This is a genomic window from Streptomyces sudanensis, assembly GCF_023614315.1.
GTDB lineage: Bacteria > Actinomycetota > Actinomycetes > Streptomycetales > Streptomycetaceae > Streptomyces > Streptomyces sudanensis.
The window spans coordinates 4,215,314-4,240,219 of the sequence record NZ_CP095474.1 but is presented as its reverse complement, the minus strand read 5'-3'; the positions used below and the strand labels follow the sequence as shown (position 1 = coordinate 4,240,219).

At 74.5% G+C, this 24,906-nt stretch carries 22 protein-coding genes and 3 pseudogenes; 3 read left to right on the top strand and 22 right to left on the bottom strand.

The features are described 5' to 3' along the window. Nucleotides 1–61 precede the first annotated feature (61 nt). The gene (locus tag MW084_RS19565) at nucleotides 62–376 is read left to right on the top strand and encodes a peptidoglycan DD-metalloendopeptidase family protein (protein WP_420833772.1); all 315 of its coding nucleotides are present in this window, start codon (nucleotides 62–64) and stop codon (nucleotides 374–376) included. A 13-nt stretch (nucleotides 377–389) separates the two neighbouring features. On the opposite strand, the gene MW084_RS19560 is transcribed toward MW084_RS19565, so the two are convergent. The 17 genes and pseudogenes from MW084_RS19560 to MW084_RS19480 form a co-directional block, all read right to left on the bottom strand. Next, the gene (locus tag MW084_RS19560) at nucleotides 390–950 is read right to left on the bottom strand and encodes a TetR/AcrR family transcriptional regulator (RefSeq protein ID WP_029553533.1); all 561 of its coding nucleotides are present in this window, start codon (nucleotides 948–950) and stop codon (nucleotides 390–392) included. A 71-nt stretch (nucleotides 951–1,021) separates the two neighbouring features. Beyond that, nucleotides 1,022–1,855 carry an RNA polymerase sigma factor WhiG gene (whiG, locus tag MW084_RS19555; protein ID WP_010471043.1) on the bottom strand — a complete coding sequence of 278 codons (834 nt, stop codon included), beginning with the start codon at nucleotides 1,853–1,855 and terminating at the stop codon, nucleotides 1,022–1,024. Nucleotides 1,856–2,088: 233 nt separating this feature from the next. Then, nucleotides 2,089–3,287: pseudogene (gene dprA / locus MW084_RS19550) on the bottom strand (DNA-processing protein DprA); the annotation flags it as partial. 94 nt (nucleotides 3,288–3,381) lie between these two features. After that, a complete protein-coding gene (locus tag MW084_RS19545) occupies nucleotides 3,382–4,989 on the bottom strand; it encodes a YifB family Mg chelatase-like AAA ATPase (protein ID WP_010471041.1) in 1,608 nt (535 codons plus the stop codon). Next, nucleotides 4,989–5,351 carry a YraN family protein gene (locus MW084_RS19540; protein WP_010471040.1) on the bottom strand — a complete coding sequence of 121 codons (363 nt, stop codon included), beginning with the start codon at nucleotides 5,349–5,351 and terminating at the stop codon, nucleotides 4,989–4,991. The genes MW084_RS19545 and MW084_RS19540 overlap by 1 nt, the downstream gene beginning before the upstream one ends. A gap of 106 nt (nucleotides 5,352–5,457) precedes the next feature. Continuing rightward, entirely contained in the window at nucleotides 5,458–5,766 is a 309-nt protein-coding gene (locus tag MW084_RS19535; RefSeq protein ID WP_010471039.1) for a DUF2469 domain-containing protein, read from the bottom strand. 13 nt (nucleotides 5,767–5,779) lie between these two features. Continuing rightward, nucleotides 5,780–5,977 (bottom strand): annotated as a pseudogene (locus MW084_RS19530) (hypothetical protein); the annotation flags it as partial. Nucleotides 5,978–6,224: 247 nt separating this feature from the next. Further along, a complete protein-coding gene (lepB, locus tag MW084_RS19525) occupies nucleotides 6,225–6,959 on the bottom strand; it encodes a signal peptidase I (RefSeq protein WP_029553532.1) in 735 nt (244 codons plus the stop codon). Nucleotides 6,960–7,047: 88 nt separating this feature from the next. Beyond that, complete coding sequence (gene lepB, locus MW084_RS19520) at nucleotides 7,048–8,040, bottom strand: signal peptidase I (protein WP_039829366.1); 993 nt, start codon at nucleotides 8,038–8,040, stop codon at nucleotides 7,048–7,050. Further along, nucleotides 7,955–9,014: pseudogene (gene lepB, locus MW084_RS19515) on the bottom strand (signal peptidase I); the annotation flags it as partial. The gene lepB (MW084_RS19520) and the pseudogene lepB (MW084_RS19515), both read right to left, overlap by 86 nt. Beyond that, a complete protein-coding gene (lepB, locus tag MW084_RS19510; protein ID WP_010471032.1) occupies nucleotides 9,007–9,759 on the bottom strand; it encodes a signal peptidase I in 753 nt (250 codons plus the stop codon). The pseudogene lepB (MW084_RS19515) and the gene lepB (MW084_RS19510), both read right to left, overlap by 8 nt. Nucleotides 9,760–9,826: 67 nt before the next feature. Then, on the bottom strand, nucleotides 9,827–10,177 hold the full coding sequence (gene rplS, locus MW084_RS19505) for a 50S ribosomal protein L19 (protein WP_010471030.1): 351 nt from the start codon (nucleotides 10,175–10,177) through the stop codon (nucleotides 9,827–9,829). A 131-nt stretch (nucleotides 10,178–10,308) separates the two neighbouring features. Next, nucleotides 10,309–11,130 (bottom strand): tRNA (guanosine(37)-N1)-methyltransferase TrmD, encoded by an 822-nt coding sequence (trmD, locus tag MW084_RS19500; protein WP_010471028.1) that lies wholly within the window; start codon nucleotides 11,128–11,130, stop codon nucleotides 10,309–10,311. Then, the gene (rimM, locus tag MW084_RS19495) at nucleotides 11,130–11,720 is read right to left on the bottom strand and encodes a ribosome maturation factor RimM (RefSeq protein WP_010471026.1); all 591 of its coding nucleotides are present in this window, start codon (nucleotides 11,718–11,720) and stop codon (nucleotides 11,130–11,132) included. The genes trmD and rimM overlap by 1 nt, the downstream gene beginning before the upstream one ends. An 83-nt stretch (nucleotides 11,721–11,803) precedes the next feature. After that, the gene (locus MW084_RS19490) at nucleotides 11,804–12,043 is read right to left on the bottom strand and encodes an RNA-binding protein (RefSeq protein WP_010471025.1); all 240 of its coding nucleotides are present in this window, start codon (nucleotides 12,041–12,043) and stop codon (nucleotides 11,804–11,806) included. Between the two features lie 2 nt (nucleotides 12,044–12,045). Further along, a complete protein-coding gene (gene rpsP / locus MW084_RS19485) occupies nucleotides 12,046–12,489 on the bottom strand; it encodes a 30S ribosomal protein S16 (RefSeq protein ID WP_010471023.1) in 444 nt (147 codons plus the stop codon). A 183-nt stretch (nucleotides 12,490–12,672) separates the two neighbouring features. Continuing rightward, nucleotides 12,673–13,266 carry a hypothetical protein gene (locus MW084_RS19480; protein WP_010471021.1) on the bottom strand — a complete coding sequence of 198 codons (594 nt, stop codon included), beginning with the start codon at nucleotides 13,264–13,266 and terminating at the stop codon, nucleotides 12,673–12,675. A 524-nt stretch (nucleotides 13,267–13,790) separates the two neighbouring features. Between MW084_RS19480 and MW084_RS19475 the strand changes: the two genes are divergently transcribed. Beyond that, entirely contained in the window at nucleotides 13,791–14,663 is an 873-nt protein-coding gene (locus tag MW084_RS19475; protein ID WP_193789345.1) for a methyltransferase domain-containing protein, read from the top strand. Between the two features lie 93 nt (nucleotides 14,664–14,756). On the opposite strand, the gene ffh is transcribed toward MW084_RS19475, so the two are convergent. Continuing rightward, the gene (gene ffh, locus MW084_RS19470) at nucleotides 14,757–16,307 is read right to left on the bottom strand and encodes a signal recognition particle protein (RefSeq protein ID WP_255114319.1); all 1,551 of its coding nucleotides are present in this window, start codon (nucleotides 16,305–16,307) and stop codon (nucleotides 14,757–14,759) included. Nucleotides 16,308–16,523: 216 nt separating this feature from the next. Then, entirely contained in the window at nucleotides 16,524–17,990 is a 1,467-nt protein-coding gene (gene nsdA, locus MW084_RS19465; RefSeq protein WP_010476191.1) for a transcriptional repressor NsdA, read from the bottom strand. Between the two features lie 429 nt (nucleotides 17,991–18,419). Between nsdA and MW084_RS19460 the strand changes: the two genes are divergently transcribed. Continuing rightward, nucleotides 18,420–19,127, top strand: a complete 708-nt coding sequence (locus MW084_RS19460) for a bifunctional DNA primase/polymerase (RefSeq protein WP_010476192.1) — start codon at nucleotides 18,420–18,422, stop codon at nucleotides 19,125–19,127. Nucleotides 19,128–19,546: 419 nt separating this feature from the next. Here MW084_RS19460 and ftsY read toward each other — a convergent pair whose 3' ends face one another. The 3 genes from ftsY to MW084_RS19445 all read right to left on the bottom strand — a co-directional run. Then, nucleotides 19,547–20,776: a signal recognition particle-docking protein FtsY gene (gene ftsY, locus MW084_RS19455; protein ID WP_029553931.1), complete on the bottom strand. Its 1,230-nt coding sequence runs from the start codon at nucleotides 20,774–20,776 to the stop codon at nucleotides 19,547–19,549. A gap of 138 nt (nucleotides 20,777–20,914) precedes the next feature. Then, nucleotides 20,915–22,333, bottom strand: coding sequence for a sugar porter family MFS transporter (locus MW084_RS19450; RefSeq protein ID WP_275563715.1), 1,419 nt, complete (start codon nucleotides 22,331–22,333; stop codon nucleotides 20,915–20,917). A gap of 217 nt (nucleotides 22,334–22,550) precedes the next feature. Further along, nucleotides 22,551–24,901 (bottom strand): AAA family ATPase (locus MW084_RS19445; protein WP_275563714.1); only part of this gene is annotated, 2,351 nt, incomplete at its 5' end. Nucleotides 24,902–24,906 lie beyond the last annotated feature (5 nt).

Genomic DNA, 24,906 nt, shown 5'->3' with positions numbered 1-24,906 from the left:
CGCGTCGGCGTACGGGCGGGGGCACCGGGNTGTCGACCTGGCGGCGCCGCCGGGCACGCGGGTGCGGGCGGCGGCCGCGGGGCGGGTGTCGTTCGCGGGGCCGGTGGCGGGTCGGGGCGTGCTGGTGGTGACGCTTGCCGCGCCGCCGGGCACGGTGCCGTCGAGGATCACGTACGAACCGGTGCGGGCCCTGGTGGGGACCGGGGCACGGGTGCGGGCGGGGCAGGTGGTCGCCCTGACGTCCGCCGACGCGGCGTCGCACTGCGCGGGCACGTGCCTGCACTGGGGGCTGAGGCGGGGCGAGGCCTACCTGGACCCGCTGTCGCTCCTGCCGCCGGGGCGCCGCCCGCCCTCCCGGCTGCTCCCCCCGCGGTGAGGGCCGCGCGGCGTCAGGGGCGGGCGACGCCGCGCAGCACGACGGCGACCGCCGTGTCGGCGATGGCGGACGGCTCCTCGGCGGCGCCGAGTTCGATGCGGCGGACGGCCGCGTCGACGACGCCCTGGAGGAGCATCGCGGTGAGCCGCGGCTCGGGCCGGCCGAGTTCGGCGAGCGCCTCGACGACGATCGCGACGAGGCCGCCGTGGGCGGCGCGGATCTTCTCGCGGGCGCCGTCGTCCAGTTCGCTGGCGGAGATCGCGACGACCGCGCGGTGCCGGCGGTCGCCGACGAGTTCCAGCTGGCGGCGCACGTACGCCTCGACCTTCGCCTCCGGGGTGGCCGCCCGCTCCATGGCGGTCTCGACCTCCGCGGCCCAGACGGGGAAGTCGACCGCGCACAGCTCCTCGACGACGGCGGCGCGGGAGCGGAAGTACTCGTACACCGACGACCGGGCGAGGCCGGTGCGTTCGGCGAGGGCGGGGAAGGTCAGCGCCTCCGTCCCGCCCTCGGACAGCAGGGAGCGCGCCGCGTCCAGCAGGGCGGCGCGCTGCATCGTCCGGTGCTCGGCCACGGAGGCCGCTCGAATCCTTGGCACGGGTCCCACTGTACGGGCGTCCGTTCGACCCCGGGGGCCGTCCCGGGTCAGCGCCCGACGTCGGCCAGTTTCGCCCTGAGCTGGAGGACCGACTTGGTGTGGATCTGGCTGACGCGGCTCTCCGTGACGCCCAGGACGTTGCCGATCTCGGCGAGCGTGAGGCCCTCGTAGTAGTAGAGCGTGACGACGGTCTTCTCCCGTTCCGGGAGGGTGTTGATGGCCCGGGCGAGCAGCCTGCGCACCTCGCGGCCCTCGGCGATCTCGACGGGGTCGTCGGCGGCGGTGTCCTCCAGGGTGTCCATGAGGCGGTCGCCGTTCTCGCCGCCGACGTGCAGCAGTTCTTCGAGGGCGACGACGTTGGCCAGGGACAGCTGGCTGAAGACGGCGTGGAGGTCCTCGACGGGGATGCCCATCTCGGCGGCGACCTCGCTCTCGGAGGGGGTGCGCCGCAGCCGGGCCTCCAGGGTGGCGTAGGCGCGCTCCACGGCCCTGGCCTTCTGGCGGACGGATCGGGGGATCCAGTCCAGGGCCCGCAGTTCGTCGATCATGGCGCCGCGGATGCGGGTGATCGCGTAGGTCTCGAACTTGATCGACCGCTCGATGTCGAACTTCTCGATGGCGTCGATCAGGCCGAAGACCCCGGAGGAGACGAAGTCGGCCTGTTCGACGTTGGGGGGGAGGCCGACGCTGACCCGGCCCGCGACGTACTTCACGAGGGGCGAGTAGTGCAGGATCAGCTGTTCCCGCAGCCGCTCGTCGCCCGTTTCCTTGTACGACCGCCACAGTTCGTCCAGCGACGAGGGGGCGGCCGGCCGCCCGCCGCCCCGGGCGGCGGGCGGCGGGACCGCAGCGCGGTCGGACCCGGAGGTGTGCTGGGGCATGCGTCGCCTTGAGCCGTTCTGCCGTGGTGAGCGGGGATGGACGGGAGGTAGCGGTGAGCGTAGCGTGACTGGGCCGTCGCAGTGAGCGAAGACGAGCGGGATCGTCCTTAGGCGGGATCACGCCATCGGCCGCATCTTCGAATGGGGGCGGCGGACCGGCCGCGGGTGACCGCGCCGCCGCCGATGCGGCAGAGATGGTCACCGGATTCACCTTTTCACCCGATTGCTCCAGCTCAAGGACCGCCTCGCCGGGCATTCGGGTGGCGCTCCCCGGCCGCCGTCAACCGCCAGATGTCGCCATGTCGTTCGACGTACCCGAGGGCATGGAGCTCGTACAGCCTGCCGAGCGCGTCGTCAACGCTCGTCCCGGCGCCCGCCGCCACGTCGGGGACGGTCGCGCTCCGCCCGGGTCGCGGAAGCGCGTCGAGCACCCGTGCGGTGAGCGGGTCGAGGAGGTCCCTCGGGAGGACGGGGCCGCGCCGGTCGGGGGCCAGCTCCCCGATGGCGCCGACGAGTTCGACGACGTCGTCGGCGTCGGCCACCAGGACGGCCCCGTCGCGCAGGAGTTCGTGGACACCGGCGGAGAGTCCGCTGGTCGCCGCGCCGGGGACGCCCATGGTGTGGCGGCCGAGCCGCTGGGCGTCGCGCGCGGTGGCGAGCGCTCCGCTGCGGTACGCGGCCTCGACGACGACGGTGCCCCGGGTGAGCGCCGCGATGAGGCGGTTGCGCAGCAGGAACCGCGCCGGCGTGGGGTGGTCGCCGGGCGGCAGCTCCCCCACCACCAGGCCCTGCTGGGCGATGCGCCCGATCAGCCCGGCGTGCCCGCGCGGGTAGGCGGCATCGACGCCGCAGGCCAGTACGGCGACCGTGGCACCCCCTGCGCCGAGGGCACCGCGGTGGGCGGCGCCGTCGATACCGAATGCCGCACCGGAGACGACGACCCAGCCGCGCTCGGCCAGCCCGGCGCCGAGCACGGCCGCCATGTGCGCCCCGTAGGGGGTGCACGCGCGGGCGCCGACCACGGCGACCGAGCGCAGCGCCCACCGCCGCAGGTCGGCGGGGCCCCGCACCCACAGTCCCACGGGCCTCGCGTCCCCGAGGTCGTCGAGCTGGCTGGGCCACTCGGCGTCGCCGGGGACGACGAACCGGCCGCCGAGCCCGCCGACCAGCTCCAGGTCCTGCTCGGGCCGCACCCGGGCCGCCCGCGCCAGGTACCCCTGGACGCGCCGCTCGCTCGCCCCGGTGAGCGAACCGCTCCGGTACGGCTCCGCGGTGAGCCGCCGCAGCAGTTCCACGGGGCCCAGTTCGCGCAGCCACCGCCCGCCGTGCCCGTCCCCCGGCTCGATCACCCGGCACAGCGCGGCCCGGGCCGCCCGCTCCTCGTCCGCCGCCCTCCCGACGCCCTCGACGTCCGCCTCCGGCGCGTCCCGGGNAGGCCCGCGCACCTGCTAGCGCTTGCGAATCACACATGACAATCTCCGGGCCGGTGCGCCGCAGGGGTCCGCGNCGTGCCTCCCCNGCCCCCGTCATCGCGGTCCCCCCGCACCCGCCGGTACGCCCCGCGAGACGCCGGTGCGCAACTCCAGCGCGAGGTTGACGTCGCCGGCACCGGGCCGGTCCCGGCCGGCCAGGTCGGCCAGGGTCCAGGCGGTGCGCAGGACCCGGTCGAGGCCGCGGGCGGTGAGCAGGCCGCGTTCGATGTCGCGTTCGGCGACGGCCAGCGCGCCGGGGGCGGGGTGCCAGCGGGTCCGCAGTTCATGGCCGGGCACCTCGGCGTTGCGGGTCCACGGCGTGCCGTCCAGGCGGGCGGCGGCGCGTTCCCTGGCCGCCCGGACACGGGCGGCGACCGTGGCGGTGGACTCGCCCTTCGCGGCCAGCAGGTCGGCGCGGCCGACGGGCTCCACCTCGATCCGCAGGTCGACACGGTCCAGCAGCGGTCCCGACAGGCGCGACTGGTAGCGGCGGACCACCGACGGGGGGCACTCGCAGCCGGGCCCGTGCGTACTGTGCCGCCCGCACGGGCACGGGTTCGCGGCGAGGACCATGAGGAACCGCGCGGGAAGCCGCACCACGCCCGCCGCTCGCGCCACCACCACCTGGCCCGACTCCAGGGGCTGGCGCAGGGCGTCCAGGGCCTTCCCCGAGAACTCGGGAGCCTCGTCCAAAAAAAGAACACCTCGATGGGCGAGCGAGACGGCTCCCGGACGCGGCAGTCCGTTGCCGCCGCCGACCAGGGACTGCATCGTCGCCGAGTGGTGCGGCGCGCAGTACGGCGCCCGGCTCACCAGCGGCTCTCCCGGCGGCAGGATGCCGGCCACGGAGTGGACGGCGGTCACCTCCAGCGACTCGCCGCGCGTCAGCGGCGGCAGCAGGCCGGGCATCCGCTCGGCCAGCATGGTCTTGCCCGCGCCGGGCGGGCCGGACAGCAGCAGGTGGTGGCCGCCGGCGGCGGCGACCTCCAGGGCGAGCCGTGCGGCGCGCTGCCCGGCGACGTCCGCCAGGTCGGGGCCGTCACCGGGGGCGGCGGCCAGTCCCGTACCCGCCCCGGCGCCGGGGACCATCAGGCCGGCCAGCATCGGGGCGGGCCTGCCCGGTCCGTCCGGCTCCTCCGCGGGCACCGGCGCGTCGGTGAGGACCGCGACCAGTTGGCGCAGGCTCCGCACGCCGAGCACCGACACCCCCGGTACCAGCGACGCCTCCCCCGCGGTCTGCTCGGGGACGACGACGTGCTCGTACCCGGCCTCGGCCGCCGCCAGGACCGCCGGCAGCACGCCCCGCACCGGACGGACCCGCCCGTCCAGGCCCAGCTCCCCGATGAGGACGAGATCCGCGATCGCCCGCGGGTCGATCAACTCCGCCGCGGCCATCACGGAGCAGGCGACGGCGAGGTCGAAACCCGAGCCGGCCTTGGGCACCGAGGCGGGGCTCAGCCCGACCGTCAGCTTCCTCTGCGGCCACTCCGCCCCGGAGTTGACCACCGCGGCCCGCACCCGGTCGCGGCTCTCCGACAGGCTCTTGTCCGGCAGGCCGACCAGCGTGAACGCCGCGACCCCCGGCTCCAGGTCCGCCTGGACCTCCACCACCACCCCGTCCACGCCGACCAGCGCCACCGAGCACGTCCGGGCGAACCCCATCAGGCCACCCCCCGCACGTGGTGCACGACGGGAGCGCCGCGACGGGGCAGCACCACGCCGACCAGGTCGATGCGGACCCCTCCCGGGGGCGGCCCGCCGTGCCGGTCGAGCCAGCACTCGGCGAGTCTCCTCAACCGCTCCGCCTTGGCGCGTGTGATCGCCGCCAGCGGATGCTGGAAGGCCCCCTCACGGCGGGTCTTCACCTCGCAGACCACGACCGCGTCGCCGTCGCGGGCGACGATGTCGATCTCGCCGTCCCGTCCGCAGCGCCAGTTCCTGGCGAGGACGGACATGCCCGCCTCGCCGAGCCGGCGTACCGCCAGCTTCTCCCCGTACCGTCCGAGTGCTCCTGTGGCGTTCATCGCGGCACCACCTCCGATGCCGACTGTGACGCCTCGGGCGCCCCCGTGTGGATCTTGGTGGACAACCGGTCCCGCTGTGGAAAACCCCGCCACCCGTACGGGTGGATCAGCTGCTCGGAAGCTCCAGGTCCGTCTTGTTCAGCTCCTCGATGTTCACGTCCTTGAACGTGAGCACCCGTACCTGTTTGACGAAGCGGGCCGGCCGATACATGTCCCAGACCCACGCGTCCGCCATCGACACCTCGAAGAAGACCTCGCCGTGCACCGAGTGCACCTGCATCTCGTAGTCGTTCGTCAGGTAGAAGCGCCGCTCGGTCTCGATGACGTATTTGAACAGCCCGACGACGTCTCGGTACTCCCGGTAGAGCTTCAGCTCCATCTCGGTTTCGTACTTCTCGAGGTCCTCGGCGCTCATGGCATGTTCCCCTTCAGCCGTGCGTGCCCCCCATTGTGCGCCAGCCGTCCGCACCCCTGGACGATTTCCGGGGAGGGAGGACGACCGGCACGGGCGGCGGGCCCCCGCCGGGCGGCGTGCGCGGCAACCCGGCGAGTCGTGTCGGGTACACCGTCTCACGGGCCGTCGGCAGTTCGGCGGAGGTCCACCGCCTCAGCCCCGCGGCACGGCGGCCCCCCGGCCCGGCGAGGCGGCCCCGGGGGGGGCGGCGGTGTGCCGGAGCCGGGCCGGCCGGCCCTCCTCCGGTCCCGGTGGCGCCCGGCGGACGGGGACGGGGACGGGTGGACCCACCGTCGCGCCACCGTCCGGATCCGGACCGGTGACGCGGGTCCGCGCGGCCGGCCCGCACGGCACGGCCTCCCCCTCGGGCCCGTCTCCGACGCCGCACGGGGCGGATCACAGGGGCCGCGTGCCGCCCGTCAGCCGTGCGCCCGGGGCCGCGACCCCAGGCGCGCCAGCGGCCCGTACGCGGCCCCGCCCAGGATCAGCGCCGCGCCGGCCGCCACGGCCCAGGCCAGCGACCGTACGGGGCCCGGGTCCGACACCCCGCCCGGCAGGGCGGCGAAGCCCTGCGGCCGGTCGACCTCCCCGAGCCCGCCGGGCGGCCACACGACGGCGTCGAGCCGGCCGGTCACGGCGCTCCGGGGCACCGACCCCCGCCCCTCCTCCTGGAGGTGCGCGCGCGAGTCCTGCGACACCGCGCGGTGGTCGCCGAGGAGGAAGAGACGGCCCTCCGGCACGGTCACGGCGAACTCCGTCGGCGACGCGGTCCCGTTCGCGCCCCGGCCGTGCGAGCGCAGGTACGGCTCCCGGACGGGCTCGCCGTCGACGGTGAGCAGGCCGTCCGCGTCGCAGCAGGCGACCGTGTCGCCGCCGATGCCGACGACCCGCTTGACCGTCGGAAGGCCGCCCCAGGCGCGGTCGGTGAAGACCACCACGTCGCCGCGCCGCACCTCGGAGCCGTCGATCCGCCGGGCGAGGACCCGGTCACCCGCCGCGACGGTGGGGGTCATCGAGTCGGTGGGCACGGTGTAGGGCCGGTACAGGACGGCTCCCCAGGCGAACCCGCCGAGGAACAGCACGCAGCCGACGGCCACGGCCAGCCCCGACAGCACGCCGCCGAGACGGCCGCTCGTACGTGTCGTTCCGCCCATCCCGGCGCTCCCCGTTCCGGAGGTCGTGTGTCCTGGGACGGCACCCTACCCGCGCCCGCTACCGGGCGGTACGTCCGCCCGGGGCCGCTCAGCGGCCCGCGACCGCCTCCTCGCGCGCGAGGAGGCGGTGGCGGCGCCACAGCACCAGCGGCAGGGCGCCGGCGAGCCCGAGGGCTCCGGGCCCGGCCGCCGCGGCCGCCGCGCTCAGCCCCGACCGGTCGAACGCGTCCGGCACCGGCAGGGCCGACCAGCGGTTCAGCGGCCAGGCGACGGCGATCGCGCGGCCCACGACCTCTTCGTTGGAGACCGTGCCGCCTCCGGGGAGCTCCCGGTGGTAGCGGGAGTCCAGCGAGTTCTGCCGGTTGTCGCCCATGACCCAGATGCGGCCGTCGGGGACCTTCACCGGCCCGAACGGCTCGTCGTCGCACGCGGAGGAGCCCGGGTACAAGTAGGCGGTCTCGTCGAGCGTCTTGCCGTTGACGAGGACCTTGCCGCCCTTCTTGCACTCGACGGTGTCCCCGCCGACCGCGATGACGCGCTTGATCAGGTCCTGCTTCTCCGACGACGGCATCAGGCCGATGAAGCTGAGGAACTTCTGCAGCGGGTTCTGCTCGGGCGCGGGCTCGTCCAGCCAGCCGCCGGGATCGTGGAAGACGACGACCTCTCCGCGCTCCGGTTCCGATCCGAACCAGGGGGTCAGTTTGTCGACCAGCACCCGGTCGCCGCGCTGCAGCGTGTTCATCATCGAGTCGGAGGGGATGGAGAAGGCCTGGACCAGGAAGGTCTTGATCAGCAGCGCCAGCAGCAGGGCGATGCCGATCAGCAGCGGCAGTTCCTTCCAGAAGGGGCGCTGCTTCTTCGGCTGCGGCTGCCCGTCGTCGTCCACGCTGTCGTCGTCCACGCTGTCGCCCTCGGCGTTCTCGGCGCTCCCCGCGCCGGTCGCGCGCGGCGCGTCGCTCGGGACGGCCGCGCTCTCGGTCACACCCGCGGCGGGTGCCCCGCCCGGGCCGGGGGACGGGTCCGCGAGCTGCCCGCGCCCCTTCTCCGGCTCCTCGGGTCCGGATCGCGCGCCGACCGCCAGATCCCCCACATCCACTCCTCAGTCCGTCCTCTCGCCCGCCTCCGAAGCAGGGGCAGGCCCGCCACTCCCATAACGAGCGGGAGTTCCGCAGGGGTCGGGGGCCGTGGCGATCCGTTCGCGTACCAGGGGGACACACTATGCGACGCGCCGAGCGCCGTCGTGGTCCCCGGCGGCGCGTCCGGGACCGAGGCGAACGCGTCCCCGTCGTCCAGGCCGCGCCAGTGGCCGAACGGCCAGACGATCGCGAAGGCGCGCCCCACGACCTGCTCCTCCGCGATCGTCCCCCGGAACGCCCCGTCGAGGTGGAAGCGCGAGTCGGCCGAGGCGGAGCGGTGGTCCCCGAGGACGAACAACCGCCCCTCGGGGACCTCGACGTCGAACGGGATCCGCGAGGGCGCGTCACCCGGGTGGAGGTACGGCTCGTCCAGGGGTACGCCGTTGACCGTCACGCGCCCGTCCGCGTCGCAGCACGCGACGGTGTCCCCGCCGACGGCGACCACCCGCTTGATGAGGTCCTGCTCGTCGTCGGACGGCAGCAGGCCGATGAACGCCAGGGCCCTTTTGAGCTGGGCGACGACGGCCGGGGTGTCCTCCGGGGGCGTCCGCTCGGACCCGAGCCAGCCGCCGGGGTCGTGGAAGACGACGACGTCGCCGCGCTCCGGCCGCGCCCCGAACCAGGGGGTCAGCTTGTCGACCAGCACCCGGTCGTCGACGCGGATCGTCTGCTCCATGGACCCGGAGGGGATGACGAACGCCTGCACCAGGAAGGTCTTCAGGACGAGCGCGATCAGCACCGCGGCGGTGACGAGCAGGGGGATCTCCCTGACCGCGGACCGGCGTCTGCGCCGTTTCACCTTGCGGGCGAGCCTGCGCCGTTCGGCCCGGCCGGGCAGGGGGCGGCCGCCCGCCGCCCGCGATCCGGCGGGTACCCGGGGATCGGCGCGGTGCCCGCCGCGCCGGCCGCGGCTACCCATGGCCTCCGCCCGGAGCGGGAGCGTCCGGTACGGCCCCGAAGGCGTCCGTCGCGTCGACGCCGGACCAGCGCCGCGCCGGCCAGCCGATCCAGTCGGCCCGGCCGATCACCCTGTCGACGGGGACCATGCCGCCGCCCGGCGCGCCCAGGTGGTCGCGGGAGTCGCGGGACCGGCTGCGGTGGTCGCCCATGACCCAGAGGGTGCCGTCCGGCACCACGACGTCGAACCGCACCCGGGAGGGGGCGTCGCCGGGATGCAGGTACGCCTCCTCGACGGGGGCGCCGTTCACCGTGATCCTGCCCGCCGGGTCGCAGCACGCCACCCGGTCGCCCCCGACGCCCACGACGCGCTTGACGAACCCGGTGTCGGCGGGCTCGGCGAGGCCCAGCGCGGCCGCGGCGTCGCGCAGCAGACCGGTGACGGGGCTCCCCTCCGGAACGCCGCGGACGAAGGAGCCGGCTCCGTCGAAGACGACGACGTCCCCGCGCGCGGGCCGGTCCCCGAAGCGGTACGCCAGCTTGTTGACGACCACCCGGTCGCCCACCTGGAGTGTCGGCTCCATCGATCCGCTGGGGATGCGGAAGGGCTGGATGACGAAGTGGCCGACGAGCAGCATGCCGACGGCCCAGGCGAGGCCGAACAGGCCCGCGGTGCGCCGGGAAAGCGCGAAGCGCGACCTCCGCTCCGGTCGCCTTCCGGCGTCGGGGGGGAGGTCGCGCTCCATGTGCTTGGCTTCGGTGTCCATCGGGGCGAGCCTAACCGGCCGCCCGCAGGGCTCGTCCGAAGCGTGGGCGCGCGGGCTGGGCCGGGGCTCAGTTCTCGCGCTTCTCCTTGATCTTCGCGGCCTTGCCGCGCAGCTCGCGGAGGTAGTACAGCTTGGCGCGGCGGACGTCACCACGGGTGACGAGCTCGATCTTCTCGAAGATCGGGCTGTGCACCGGGAAGGTGCGCTCGACGCCGACGGAGAAGGAGACCTTGCGGACGGTGAAGGTCTCGGAGACGCCGGAGCCCTGGCGGCGGATGACGACGCCCTTGAACTGCTGGATGCGGGAGCGGTTGCCCTCGATGACGCGAACGTGGACGTTCACGGTGTCGCCGGGGCGGAACGCCGGGACGTCGGTCCGCAGGGACGCGGCGTTGACGGTGTCGAGCACGTGGGACATGTCGTCTGCTTCCTCGCCGATGCCACAGGTCATCGACGGCAACTGGAAAGTCGGGGTTCGGGTGGCCGGGCGTCGGGTGCGGCGTCGTGTCCCCCTGTGGCAGGGGCGCCGGCCGGACGTACGGCAGCGGTCTATTCTTCCACGGCCTGCGGCCTGCGCCAAAATCGGCCGCCCGGCTCGGGGGCCCAGCCCAGGAGGGAGAGGGTCTCGCGGTCCTTCTTGTCGAAGGCGGCGGGGTCGCACCGCTCGATGAGGTCGGGGCGGTGCAGCGCGGTGCGCCGGAGCGCCTCGTCGCGCCGCCACCGCGCGATCCTCCCGTGGTGGCCGCTGAGGAGGACGTCGGGGATGCCGTGGCCCCGCCAGACGGGCGGCTTGGTGTAGACGGGGCCTTCCAGGAGGTTGGCCATGGCGCCGGGGGCGAAGGAGTCGTCCCGGTGGGACTCGGCGTTGCCCAGGACGCCCGGGAGGAGCCGCGCCACGGCCTCGGTGATCACCAGGACGGCGGCCTCCCCGCCGGCCAGGACGTAGTCGCCGATGGACACCTCGTACACGGGCATCCGCGTGGCGTACTCGTCCACGACGCGCCGGTCGATGCCCTCGTAGCGGGCCGGGGTGAAGACCAGCCAGGGCCGCTGCGACAACTCGACGGCGACCTCCTGGGTGAAGGGCCGTCCGCTGGGCGTGGGGACGACGAGCACGGGCTCGCGGGCGCCCGCCTCGTACCCGGCGGCGGTGATCTCGTCGAGGGCCTCGCCCCAGGGCTCGGTCTTCATGACCATGCCGGGGCCGCCGCCGTAGGGCGTGTCGTCGACGGTGTGGTGCCGGTCGTGGGTCCAGCGGCGCAGGTCGTGCACGTGGACGTCCAGCCGGCCGCGGGCGCGGGCCTTGCCGACGAGCGAGACGTTCAGCGGTTCGAGGTACTCGGGGAAGATCGTGACGACGTCGAGCCGCATCAGCGACCGCCCTCGTCCCCGGCTCCGGCGTCGGTCCCGGCGGGGGCGTCCTGTCCCTCGCGGGCGGAGGCGACGACGGCGCGGTCGTCGATGAGGCCGGGCGGCGGCACGATGACCGCCCTCTGCCCCTCCAGGTCGACCTCGGTGACGATCTCCTCCACGAAGGGGATGAGCACCTCGCCGCCGTCGGGCCGCTCGACGACGAACAGGTCCTGGTACGGCAGGTGGGAGACCTCGGTGATCCGGCCGACCTCGGTGCCGTCGGCGAGGACCACGTCGAGGTCGATCAGCTGGTGGTCGTAGTACTCGTCCGGCTCCTCGGGGCGCTCGTCCGGGTCGACCTCGGCGATGAGGAGGGTGTTGCGCAGCGCCTCGGCGGCGTTCCGGTCCCGCACGCCCGCGAAGCGCAGCAGGAGCCGGCCGCTGTGGACGCGGCCGCTCTCGATGGTGAGGGGACCGGCGGAGGCCGGGTCGGTGGCGAGTACGGCGCCGGGCGCGAGCCGCAGCTCGGGCTCGTCCGTGCGCACTTCGACGGTGACCTCGCCCTTGATGCCGTGGGCGCGGCCGATCCGCGCGACTACGAGCTGCACTTTCTGGACTCTCCTGTCGGACGACGACGGGCCGGGGCGGGCCGCAGCCCGCCCCGGCCCGTGCGCCGGTTGTTCAACTTCGCTCAGCGAACCTGATCCACGTCGACGAGGTCGACCCGGATCCCCCGGCCGCCGATGGCACCCACGACCGTGCGCAGTGCGCGCGCGGTGCGGCCGTTGCGGCCGATCACCTTGCCGAGGTCGTCGGGGTGCACCCGGACCTCGAGCGCACGTCCGCGGCGCAGGTCGCGCGAGGCGACCTGCACGTCGTCGGGGTTGTCGACGATGCCCTTCACGAGGTGCTCGAGAGCCTCCTCGAGCATGCTCAGGCCTCGGTCGACTCGGAGGACGCGGCCTCGGCCTCGTCCGCCTTCTTGTCGGTCTTCTTGGCCTTCGGGGTGATGGCTTCGCCCTTGGCGTCGTCACCCTCGATCGACTTGGCGAAAGCCTCGAAGGAAGCGCGCTTGTCCTCCTTGGTGGCCGGGGCCAGCAGCGGCTTCTCCGGGGCCGGCAGGCCCTTGTGCTTCTGCCAGTCGCCGGTCAGCTTCAGGATGGCGAGAACCGGCTCGGTCGGCTGGGCGCCGACGGACAGCCAGTACTGCGCGCGCTCCGAGTCGACCTCGATGCGCGACGGGTTCTGCACCGGGTGGTACAGGCCGATCTCCTCGATCGCCCGGCCGTCACGGCGGGTGCGGGAGTCGGCGACGACGATGCGGTAGTGAGGCGAACGGATCTTGCCCAGACGCTTCAGCTTGATCTTGACTGCCACGGGTGTGGTGTCTCCTGGTCTTGACGTGGTTGGGCACGACGAGATGCCACGTGGGGTTGTGGTACCCGAGTGCCCGATGGACGCGTCAGCCGTAGGAGAGAGGGGTCCTGTTCGACTGTCGAGTACAGCTAGCCATTGTGCCACACCCCGTACGGCCGCCGGTCCCTGGGGACCGGGCGCGGATCACCTCGCGGCACCCACCGCCTCCGGTATGCGGAAGGGCTTGCCGCAGCCGCCGCAGACGATCGGCGCCTGAGCCAGGACCGAGGGCACCACCCGGACGTTGCGCCCGCAGTCGCAGACCGCCTTGACCCGTACGCCGCCACCCGAGGAGCCGTGCCGGGCGGCGGGCCCGCGGAAGGTGCGCTTGGTGTCGGTGGTCGTGGCGGCGTTGTGCGCCTTGAGCGCGCGCTGCAGGCGCTCGATCGTCGGCCGGTACCGGCGCTTGGCCTCGGGGCTGAGCGTGACCAGCGAGAAACCGCTGCTCGGGTGCGGCTCCTCGGAGTGGTCCAGGCCCATCTCCTCGGCGATCGCCAGGAACCGGCGATTGTGGTAGCGGCCGGCACGGGAGGTGTCGCGGACCCCCCGGGCGGCCGCTATGCCGTGGACTGCCTCATGGAGCAGTCGCTCGAAGGAGAGTTCCGCGCCGCAGGCGGACGAGGACTCTCCGATCAGGGACTCGGGCGCAGCGAGATCGGGCAGTTCGGGGTGGTGCCGCTGGATGTCGGCCCACGCCTGTGCCAGCTCCGCGGCGAGGACAGGTGGTGTCGTGCTCACGTCGTGAACAACGAGCCGGGAAGCCGCCGGGTTCCATTCCGGGGCATCCCAAATATTTTGCACGTACCCGTCAGTTGCCATTGATGTGTCCTCACGAGGGTCAGTGCGCTGATCTGCGGAAAAGCCACACAGCTCGCATCAAGGTGGTACGTAGCGGCGCGGTCGCGGGCTCCTCGGGGCGTACGCCCCGGCTTCTGCCCGCCTCCGCGCGCCGGTGCGTGCTCGCGGCGTGGCGTTCGGTGACGGCGCATCACCGCGGGCGACGTTACCCCGAGGGTCGGGGGGTCGCGCCACCGGCCCCTCTGCCGTGGCGGGATCCGCACGGTGGCCCCACTATGGGAGGTGGTTCGTGCCGGGCCAGGGGGCGCACGACCGGGGCACGCGAGCATTGCGGCCCGACTCCCTGGACGCGGGGACGGAAGCGGAGTTCCCTGGCTGCGGACCGTGCGAACGCACGCACACGGGGGGCTGTCGATCAGGGTACGGACGCACAGATGGACTCTCGGCTGATTGGGGCGCTTTCGATGACACCCATGCTCGTCCAGCACCACCCCCACCCGGCCCCGGCCCCCGCGGCCGTCGACGCGCCGAGGCGCGCCCGCGACTGGGCGGAGATCCAGGAGCGGATGCTGGTGCCGCTCTACGAAGCGGTGTACGAGCACCTGGAGGTCCGCGCCGGGACACGGCTCCTCGGTCTCGGCTGCGGCTCGGGGCTCGCCCTCCTCATGGCCGCCGCCCGCGGAGCCCGGGTCACCGGTGTGGACACCGACCGGGCCCGGGTGGAACTGGCCAGGGAGAGGCTGCTCCCCGAACCGGCGGCCGTCGGCCCCGGCCCCCGCGGCGGCGCCCGCCCGGAGCCCGTGCTCCTCTGCGGCCCGCCCGACGCGGCCGCCGATCCGGCCGGTCCCGCGTACAACCTCGTCACCGCCTTCCAGCCCGTGGGCTGCGCGGCCGGCGACTCCGACGCCCTCGTCCCCGTCCTCACCGCCGCCGCGTCCCTCGCGGAGCGCGGCAGCGCCGTCGTCCTCACCGGCTGGGGGCCGCCCGAGCGGTGCGCCACGACCGCCGTGTTCCGCGTCGCCGGCCGGCTCGCCGAACGGCTGCCCGGCCACGGGGGCTGGCGTCCCGCCCGCCGGGACGACCTGGAGGAGGTGGCCGCCCGTGCCGGGCTCCGGCCCGACGGCTCGGGCCGGGTCTCCTGCCCCTTCGGTTACGCGGACGCCGACAGCGCCGTGCGCGGACTGCTCTCCACCGGCCTCTTCGACGCCGCCGTGGCGGCCTGCGACCGGACGACCGTGGAGAAGGAGGTCGTCGAGGCGCTCCACCCCCACGTCCGGCCCGACGGCACGGTGTGGATGCCGAACGTGTTCCGGTACCTCGTGGCCAGGATCCCGTAGCCCGTACCGCCGGCCACCGGGCCCGTACGCGCCGAGGGGCACCCGCCGCGGGCGGGTGCCCCTGCCGTCCCCGCGGGCCGCTGCCGGCCGGCGTCAGCGCATGAACTTCTTGAACTCGTCGGGCAGCTCGAAGTCCCCGTCGGGCAGGCCCGCCGGGAGCCCGAACGCCCCGCCCTGCTGCGCCTGCTGCTCCCGGCGCTGCGCGGCGGCCTCCTCCTCGGCCTTCCGCTTCATCGGGTTGCCGCTGCGCCGCTTGCCCTTCGCCTGCTTCTGCTGCTTCCTCTGCCGGCCCGCGCCGCCCGTGCCGGGGAGGCCCGGCATCCCCGGCAGGCCGCCGCCCTGCGCCATGCGCGACATCATCTTCCGCGCCTCGAAGAACCGCTCCACCAGCGACTTCACCGCGCTGACGTCCACGCCGGAGCCCCGCGCGATGCGCGCCCGCCGCGATCCGTTGATGATCGTCGGGTCCTGGCGCTCGGCCGGGGTCATCGACTTGATGATCGCCGCCGTGCGGTCGACGTCCCGCTCGTCGATGTTGTTGATCTGGTCACGCATCTGCGCCATGCCGGGCAGCATGCCGAGCAGCTTGGAGATGGAGCCCATCTTGCGGACCTGCTCCATCTGGGCCAGGAAGTCGTCGAGCGTGAAGTCCTTGCCCTTGGACGAAGCCAGCTTGGAGGCCATCTTGGCGGCCTCTTCCTGGCTGAAGGTCTGCTCGGCCTTCTCGATCAGCGACAGCACGTCGCCCATGCCGAGGATGCGGGAGGCCATGCGGTCCGGGTGGAACGCGTCGAAGTCGTCCAGCTTCTCGCCGTTGGAGGCGAACATGATCTGGCGGCCGGTGACGTGCGCGATCGACAGGGCGGCACCACCGCGGGCATCGCCGTCGAGCTTGGAGAGGACCACGCCGTCGAAGCCGACGCCGTCGCGGAAGGCCTCCGCGGTGTTGACGGCGTCCTGGCCGATCATCGCGTCGACGACGAAGAGGATCTCGTCCGGGGAGACGGCGTCGCGGATGTCCGCGGCCTGCCGCATCATCTCCTGGTCGATGCCCAGACGGCCGGCGGTGTCGACGATGACGATGTCGAACTGCTTGGTCCGCGCGTAGTCGAGGGAGTCCTTCGCGACCCGGACCGGGTCGCCGACGCCGTTGCCCGGCTCCGGCGCGTACACGCCCACGCCGGCGCGCTCGGCGACGACGGAGAGCTGGTTGACGGCGTTCGGCCGCTGGAGGTCGCAGGCGACGAGCAGCGGGGAGTGCCCCTGGCCCTTGAGCCACTTGCCGAGCTTGCCGGCGAGCGTGGTCTTTCCCGCACCCTGGAGGCCGGCCAGCATGATCACGGTCGGGGGCTGCTTGGCGAAGCGCAGCCGGCGGGTCTCACCGCCGAGGACCTTGACCAGTTCCTCGTTGACGATCTTGACGACCTGCTGACCGGGGTTGAGCGCCTTGGAGACCTCGGCCCCCAGGGCCCGCTCCTTCACGCTCTTGATGAAGGCCCGGACGACGGGCAGGGCGACGTCCGCCTCGAGCAGCGCGATACGGATCTCACGTGCCGTGGCGTCGATGTCGGCCTCGCTGAGGCGTCCCTTGCCCCGGAGCGTTTTGAAGGTGTTCGCCAAGCGGTCGGAGAGAGTATCGAACACGGCGGTCGCGGATCCTCGGGTCTAGGGGGCGGACGGTCGTCCCCAAGGGTATCCGGCCACGCGGTGAAGGCGTCCTCACGGAGGGCGGCGGGGGCCCGGAGCGGCCCCCGCGGCGGTGGGGCCCCGTGCTGTGTCGCGGTGAACCGCCGGGCCGTCGACCCGGCGACGGGGGGAACGGGCCGGGCCTGTGGGGGGCTGCCGGGAGGCGGCCGGGGGTCAGACCGCCTCGGCGGTCTCGGGCAGGGCCGTGGCGAGGAGGTCGGTGACGTCGACGATCTCCGGGATGTCGCCGAAGTCGCGTACGGCGGTGCCGACGGTCCTGCGCAGGCGGGTGTTCACCCGCTCGGAGCGGACGCTGCGGGCGACTTCGACGGCCTGCCTCACCCTGGCCGCGGCCTGTTCGGGCTCGCGCTTCAGCAGGTGGACGGTGGCCATGCCGACGAGGTTGAGGGCGTAGGAGCGCTGGTGCTCCGCGTCCCCGGCGAACAGCTCGACGGCACGCTCCATGACGGGCTCGGCGAGGGAGGCGTAGGCGGGGCTGCGGCCGGCGAAGTAGGCGAGGTCCCGGAAGGAGTGGGAGTTCTCGCCGTTGAGCTCGGCCTCGTTGAAGAAGCGGATCCAGTCGGGCTCCGGCTCGCCGTCGAGGCCGGTGTCGGCGAAGGTGTCCTCGGCCATCCGCACGGCCCGCTTGCACTTGCCGGGCTGGCCCATGTTCGCGTACGCGCGGGCCTCCAGTGCGTACAGCATGGCCTGGGTGCGGGCGGTGGCGCAGTCGCGGCTGCCGTACTGCGCGAGGTGGACGAGTTCGAGGGCGTCGTCCGGCCGCCCCAGGTGGATCATCTGGCGGCTCATGGAGGAGAGGACGTACGAGCCGAGGGGCCTGTCACCGGCCTCCTTGGCGGCGTGCAGGGCGAGGACGAAGTACTTCTGGGCGGTGGGCTGGAGCCCCACGTCGTAGCTCATCCACCCGGCGAGCTGGGCCAGTTCGGCGGCGCAGCGGAAGAGGCGCCGGGAGACGGCCGTCGGCTGCGGCTCCTGGAGGAGGTCGGTGACCTCGTGGAGCTGCCCGACGACGGCCTTGCGGCGCAGCCCGCCGCCGCACTGGGCGTCCCAGCTGCGGAACATGACGGTGGTGGACTCCAGCATCTCCAGTTCGGCCTGGGAGATCCGGTGCGGGCGGCGGGCCGGCGGCGGGTCGGCGCGGTCGGCGGCGGGGGCCGGGACGAGCCAGCGCTGCATGGGCTCGACGAGGGAGGGGCCGGCGGCGACGGTGAGCGACGTGCCGAGGAAGCCGCGCCGGGCGAGCATGAGGTCGCTGCGGGAGAACTCGCTGAGCAGGGAGACGGTGTGCGGGCCGGCCCAGGGCAGGTCGACGCCGGACACCGAGGGCGTCAGGTGGGCGGGGCGCAGGCCGAGGTCCTCGACGGCGACGACGGTGCCGAAGCGCTCGGAGAAGATCTCGGAGAGGATGCGGGGGATGGGTTCGCGCGGCTGCTCGCCGTCGAGCCAGCGCCGTACGCGGGAGGTGTCGGTGCTGATGTGGCGGGCGCCCAGCTGGCGGGCCCGGCGGTTCACCTGGCGGGCCAGCTCGCCCTTCGACCAGCCGCTGCGCACGAACCACGAGCCGAGCTGCTCGTTGGGGCGCTTTCCGGCGTTCGTGCCGTCCGTGCCGCTGACGCCCACTGGAAAGCCCCCATCCGCTGAAATCTCCGTGTCGCCGGATCCCGGACGGAAAACCGCAGGTCGCGGGGCGGCGCCTGGGGCCCGCACTTCCCGGACAGGACACCGGGTCGCCCCCGGTGCCTCCGCGAGTGCGGACACCACCGGGACGCGGGCACCGAAAGTAGCCTCATGATCACGCACTCTGCGAGAGCCGGTCAGGGAAACGCCGCCATTCGCCACCCCTTCGGATGAACTCTTCCAGGACAAGGCGCGATTCACTTGACACGCCATGGTCGGGGGCCCGGCGGGTCGATGCTCAACCGGCGCACGGCCGGCGCACGCACCACCACGGAAGCGTCCGCGCGCCGCCTGACCGGAGGGCATGGTCACGCACCGTAAGTAATAAGCTCCGTAGCGTGACCATCGGCGATTCGACCCGTTGGAGGGGGCATGGGCTTCACGATCGGCGGCACGCGCATCCGCGAACTGCGGTCCCGGCGGACGGGTCTCACCGGACTGGCCGGGCTGGCGCTGCCGGGGTCCCGCCGCCGCACGACACGGGTGACGGAGTGCGCCCTGGTGGCGGGGTACACCGGTCTGTGGGGGTGGGACGTGGTGCCCGGGGCGCGGATCGCGTCCGGCCGGTGCTCCTGCGGCGACAGGTCGTGCGGGGCCCCGGGAGCCCACCCGCTGGGGTGCGCGCCCGAGGTGCCGGCGGGAGCGCCGCGGGAACAGGCGGCGGAGACGTGGTCCCGGTTCCCCGGAGCGCCGCTGCTGCTCCCTACGGGGCGCTCGTTCGACGTGCTGGAGGTCGCGGAGACGGCGGGCCGGCGGGCACTGGTGCGGCTGGAGCGCATGGGCCTGCCGCTGGGGCCGGTGTGCGTGACGCCGACGCGCCGGGCCCAGTTCTTCGTGGCGCCGGGAGCCGCACGCGAACTGCCGGGGCTGCTGTACCGGCTGGGCTGGGACGACGCGGACCTGGACCTGCGGTGCCTGGGCCCCGGTTCCTGGATCACGGCGCCGCCGTCCGATCTCGGCGGTCTGGGCCCGGTCCACTGGCTGCGCCCCCCGTCCCCGGACGCCGGCCGCACGATGCCGCAGGCCCGTCTCCTGATCGGCACCCTGGCCTACATCAGCCACCGCTCGGCCGCGGCCTGACCCCGAGCTCCCGGGACCCGCCCCCGTGGTCCACCGCCCGGGACACGGGGCGGGTCCCGGGGACACGCCCCTCACGGCCGCCCCTCCCCCGGTTCCGCCACCACCTCGGTTCCGCCGCCCCCCGGTCCCACACCTCCGCGGTCCCGGACGCGTCCGCCCCGTACCGTCGCGCGGTGCACTGCGGGGCGCCGGGCCGCGCACCCGTCCCGCTGGGAGCCGCCACGGCATCGGCCGCCGGCCGGGCGTGGCCGCCCCCTCACGGGCCGGTCCGGCGGGCGGTACGCCGACCGCCCGCCCGCTGGCCGCTCCGAGCACCGCGGCCCGTCGCACGCCGGCGTGAAGGGCGGTACGGACGGCGGCGGGGCGGCCCGCCGGGCGCTCGCGCGCGTTCCGGCCGACCGCCCCGTCCTGGGGAAGGCTCAGGACGCCTCGCCGATCAGGGCGTCGACGAAGGCCTCCGGTTCGAAGGGGGCCAGGTCGTCCGGGCCCTCGCCGAGACCGACCAGCTTGACCGGGACGCCCAGCTCGCGCTGGACCGCGATGACGATGCCGCCCTTCGCCGTACCGTCCAGCTTGGTGAGGACGATGCCGGTGATGTCGACGACCTCCGCGAAGACGCGCGCCTGGATCAGGCCGTTCTGCCCGGTCGTGGCGTCCAGGACGAGGAGGATCTCGTCGAGCGGCCCGTGCTTCTCGACGACGCGCTTGACCTTGCCCAGTTCGTCCATGAGGCCGGTCTTGGTGTGCAGGCGGCCCGCGGTGTCGATGAGCACCACGTCGGCGCCCTCCGCGATGCCCTCCTTCACCGCGTCGTACGCGATGGACGCCGGGTCGCCGCCCTCCGGACCGCGCACCGTGCGGGCGCCGACGCGCTCGCCCCAGGTCTGGAGCTGGTCGGCGGCGGCCGCGCGGAAGGTGTCCGCGGCACCGAGCACGACGGAGCGGCCGTCCGCGATCAGTACGCGGGCGAGCTTCCCGGTCGTCGTGGTCTTGCCGGTGCCGTTGACGCCGACGACCATGACGACGCCCGGGGTCTCCAGGCCGCCTTCCGTCTTCACGGAGCGGTCGAAGTCGGTCCCGACGAGGGCGAGCAGCTCCTCCCGGAGCAGGGCGCGCAGTTCGTCCGGCGTGCGCGTGCCGAGCACCCGGACGCGTTCCCGCAGGCGCTCCACGAGCTCCTGGGTGGGGGCGACGCCCACGTCGGCGGTGAGGAGGGTGTCCTCGACCTCCTCCCAGGTCTCCTCGTCGAGGGTGTCGCGGGAGAGCAGCGTGAGCAGGCCCCTGCCGAGGGAGTTCTGGGAGCGGGCGAGCCGGGCGCGCAGCCGGACGAGCCGTCCGGCGGCGGGCGCCGGGATCTCGATCTCGCGGACGGGGGGCTCCGCGACGATCGGGTCCTCGACGGCGGCGGGCGTCCCGACCGCCTCCTCCGCCGTCGGGAGGTCGACCTCCTCGATGGTCCGGCGGGGCTCCGTGCGGGGTGTCTCCGCCTCCTCGCCGACGCGCGGTTCGGTGGGCGGGGCGGTGATGGTCGGCGTGGTCGACGGGGCCTCGGGCGGCAGCCGTCTCTTACGGCGTCCGCCGACGAGGAGGCCGCTGATCACTCCGACCGCGACCAAGGCGATGACTACAGCAAGGATGACGAATTCCATGGTCCGTCCAGTATGCGCGACACCGCCGCCCCTCCCCCTCAGCGGAACGCCCCGTCCCGGTGATCGTGTGGCGGCCGGGGCGGCGGGTCCGCGCGGTGGTGCCCGCGGGCCGCGGCCGGGGCGGCGGGGGCCGGGGGGTCAGCCCATCTCCTCCAGCTTCCTGCCCTTGGTCTCCTTCACGTACCGGAGCACGAAGGGGACGGAGAGCACCGCGAAGACCGTGTACACGACGTACGTGGCGGAGAGGTTCCAGTCGGCCAGCGACGGGAAGCTGGCCGTGATCAGCCAGTTGGCCAGCCACTGGGCGGAGACGGCGACGCCCAGGGCGGCGGCGCGGATGCGGTTGGGGAACATCTCGCCGAGGAGGACCCAGACGACCACGCCCCACGAGAGGGCGAAGAAGAGGACGAAGGCGTGGGCGGCGACCAGGGCCACGAGGCCCTGGGTCCCGGGGAGCCTGCCGTCCACCAGGTCGGCGGAGAACGCCCATGCCTCGAAGGCGAGGGAGACGGCCATGCCGACGGAGCCGGCGAGGGCGAGCGGCCTGCGGCCGACCCGGTCGACCAGGACCATCGCGATCACGGTGCCGACGATGTTGATGATGGACGTGGTGAAGGAGTAGAAGAACGAGCCGGACGGGTCCACGCCGACGGACTGCCACAGGGCCGCGGAGTAGTAGAAGACGACGTTGATGCCGACGAGTTGCTGGAACACCGACAGGCCGATGCCGACCCAGACGATCGGCAGGAGCGCGAAACGCCCGCCGAGCAGGTCCCTGAAGGTGGACTTGTGCTCGCGCCGCATGGCCGCCTCGATCTCGGCGACGCGCGCGTCGAGGTCGACTCCGCCGCCCTCCACCTCGGCGAGCACCTCGCGGGCGCGGTCCCGGCGGCCCGCGGAGATCAGGAAGCGCGGCGACTCGGGGATGGCGAGGGACAGCAGGCCGTAGAGCACGGCGGGGGCGGCCATGACGCCGAGCATCCACTGCCAGGCCTCCAGGCCGGCGATCTCGCCGCGCTGGTCGCCGTCGGCGGCGTTGAGGAGGACCCAGTTGACCAGCTGGGAGACGGCGATGCCGACGACGATGGCGGCCTGCTGGAAGGCGCCGAGCCGGCCTCGGTACGCGGCGGGGGCGACCTCCGCGATGTAGGCCGGGCCGATGACGGAGGCCATGCCGATGGCGAAGCCCCCGACGACGCGCCAGAAGGCGAGGTCCCACAGCGCGAACGGCAGGGCGGAGCCGACGGCGCTGAGCGTGAAGAGCACCGCGGCGATCTGCATGCAGCGGATGCGGCCGATGCGGTCGGCGATCCGGCCGGCGGTGGCCGCGCCGACGGCACAGCCGATCAGGGCGACGGCGATGACCTGGGCGAGGGTGCCGGAGCCGATGTCGTAGCGGTCCCGGATGGCCTCGACGGCGCCGTTGATGACGGAGCTGTCGTAGCCGAAGAGGAAACCGCCCATCGCGGCCGCCGCCGTGATGAAGACGACGCGGCCCAGGCTGCCGGGGCGGGCCGGCCGGACTCCCGGCGCGCCGGGCCGCGGGGCTCCGGTCACCGTGCGCTCCCGGGCCCGGTGCCCCCGCCGGGCGCGGGGCGCGGCCCCCCGCTGCGGTGCGCGGCCCCGCTCCGTCCGCCACGTGGAGAGGGAGGAGAGTCCACTCGGGTCGTCCCTTCGGTTCTCGGAATCCCCGGTCCGTGGGTCGCGATCCGGGACGGACGGACGGGCGGGCCGGTCGGCCGCGCACGGGGCGGGGCCGGCGCCTGCGGTCGTGTCAGCGGAGTCGCTGGCTCACGACCTTCGATACCCCGTCGCCCTGCATCGACACCCCGTAGAGCGCGTCCGCGACCTCCATCGTCCGCTTCTGGTGGGTGATGACGATCAGCTGCGAGCTCTCCCGGAGCTCCTGCATGAGCCCGATGAGCCGCTGGAGGTTGGTGTCGTCGAGCGCGGCCTCCACCTCGTCCATCACGTAGAAGGGGCTGGGCCGCGCCTTGAAGATGGACACGAGCACGGCGACGGCCGTCAGCGACCGCTCACCGCCGGAGAGCAGGGACAGCCGCTTGACCTTCTTGCCGGGCGGCCGCGCCTCGACGTCCACGCCCGTGGCCAGCATGTCGTCCGGATCGGTCAGCACGAGCCGCCCCTCGCCGCCCGGGAACAGCCGCGCGAAGACCCCCTCGAACTCGCGCGCCGTGTCCCGGAACGCCTCGGTGAAGACCTGTTCGACCCGTTCGTCGACCTCCCTGACCACCCGGAGGAGGTCGGCACGGGTCTTCCTCAGGTCGTCCAGCTGCTCGGAGAGGAACCCGTGCCGCTCCTCCAGCGCCGCGAACTCCTCCAGGGCGAGCGGGTTCACCTTTCCGAGCTGCCGGTACGCCCGCTCGGCCGCGCCGAGCCGCTTCTCCTGCTCGGCGCGCACGAAGGGCCGCCCCCGAGCGCCGTCCGGGTCCTCCGGGGGCTGTTCGCCGTCGGCGGGCGGCGGGGGCGGTACGGGCTGGTCGGGCCCGTACTCGGCGACGAGTGTCGCGGGCTCCACGCCCAGCTCCTCCAGGGCGCGGTTCTCCAGTTGCTCGATGCGCAGCCGCTTCTCGGCACCGAGGACCTCCCCCCGGTGCACCGAGTCCGTCAGTTTGTCCAGGTCCTCCTTGAGGGCGCGGCCCCGTGCGCGGGCGGCGGTCAGCTCCTGCTCGCGGGCGGCGCGGGCGGTCTCGGCCTCGGACCGCTCCCGCTCGGCGTGCCCGAGGGACGCCTCGACGTGCGCGAGCAGCTGCCGGGCGCCGGAGGCGACGGCCGCGGCGACCTCCGCCTCGTGGCGCAGCCGCGCGCGGCGCCGTTCGGCGCGGACGCGGACCTCGCGCTCGGCGCGTGCCGCGCGGTCCAGGGAGTCGGCCCGGCCGGCGAGGCCCTTGACGCGTTCCTCGTGGGTGCGGAGCTGGAGGCGGGCCTCCAGCTCGGCCTGGCGGGCGTCGGCCCCGTCGGCGGCGAGCCGGTCCCGTACGGAGGTGTCGGGTTCCTCCTCGGCGGGGGCCTCCTCGGCGACGAGCAGCCGCTCGGCCAGCTCCTCGGCCTCCTCCGCTGCTCGGTCGAGGGCCTCCTGGGCGCGCACCACGGCCGCGGCGGCCCGCTCGGCCTCCCCGGCGGCGCCCTCGGCCTGCCCGGCGAGACCCCCGAGCCGCCGGGCGACGGCCGACTTCTCCCGGTCGGCCGCCCGGCGCCGCTCCCCCAGTTCCTCGGCCCGGGCGGCGCACGCCCGGTGGTGCGCGGCGGCCCGTTCCCGGTGCTCGGCGAGTTCCTCGTACCGCACGGCCAGCGCGTCCAGTTCGGCGGCGGCCTCGTCGACGGACGCCCGGACCTCCAGGAGGCTGGGCGCGCCGGCGGAGCCGCCGTGCGCGAAGTGGGCGGCCAGCAGGTCGCCGTCGGCGGTGACGGCGGTGAGCCCGGGCCGGGCGTGCACCAGGCCCTCGGCGTCCTCCAGGGTGGCGACGACCACGACGTCCCGCAGCAGGCGGCGTACGGCGGGCATCAGGTTCTCCGGGCCGCGCACCAGGTCGGCGGCGTACGCGGCGCCGTCCGGAAGGTCGGGGCGCTGCCCTTCCGGCGGGCCGGGCGGGCCCGCGACGAGGAGGGCGGCGCGGCCGGCGTCCTGTTTGCGCAGCAGCCGGATCGCCTCGGCCGCGGAGGCCGGACCCTCGACGGCGAGGGCGTCGGCGGCGGCACCGAGGGCGGCGGCGAGCGCGACCTCGCGGCCGGGGGCGACGGTGAGGAGTTCGGCGGTGGGGCCCAGGAGGCCGGTGAGGCGCCCGGCCGCGTCGAGGAGGGCGCCCGTGCCGTCCCTGCGGCGCAGGCCGGGGGCGAGGGCGTCGTGCCGGGCGCGGGCGGCGGCGCGGCGGCGTTCGACGTCGGCGGCGGCCTCGCGGACGGCGGCGAGCGCGGTCTCGGCTTCGGCCAGTTCGCGCCTGGCGGTCTCGTGGGCGGCGGCGAGTTCGGCGTCGTCGGCGTCGAGGTCGTCGACCTCGGTCCGGAGCCGTTCGTACTCCTCCCGGGCGGCGGCGGCGCGTTCCCGCGCCTGGTCGCGGGCGGCGGCGAGCCGGCCGACCTCGGCCTGGGCGGCGGCGGCGCGCGNGCGG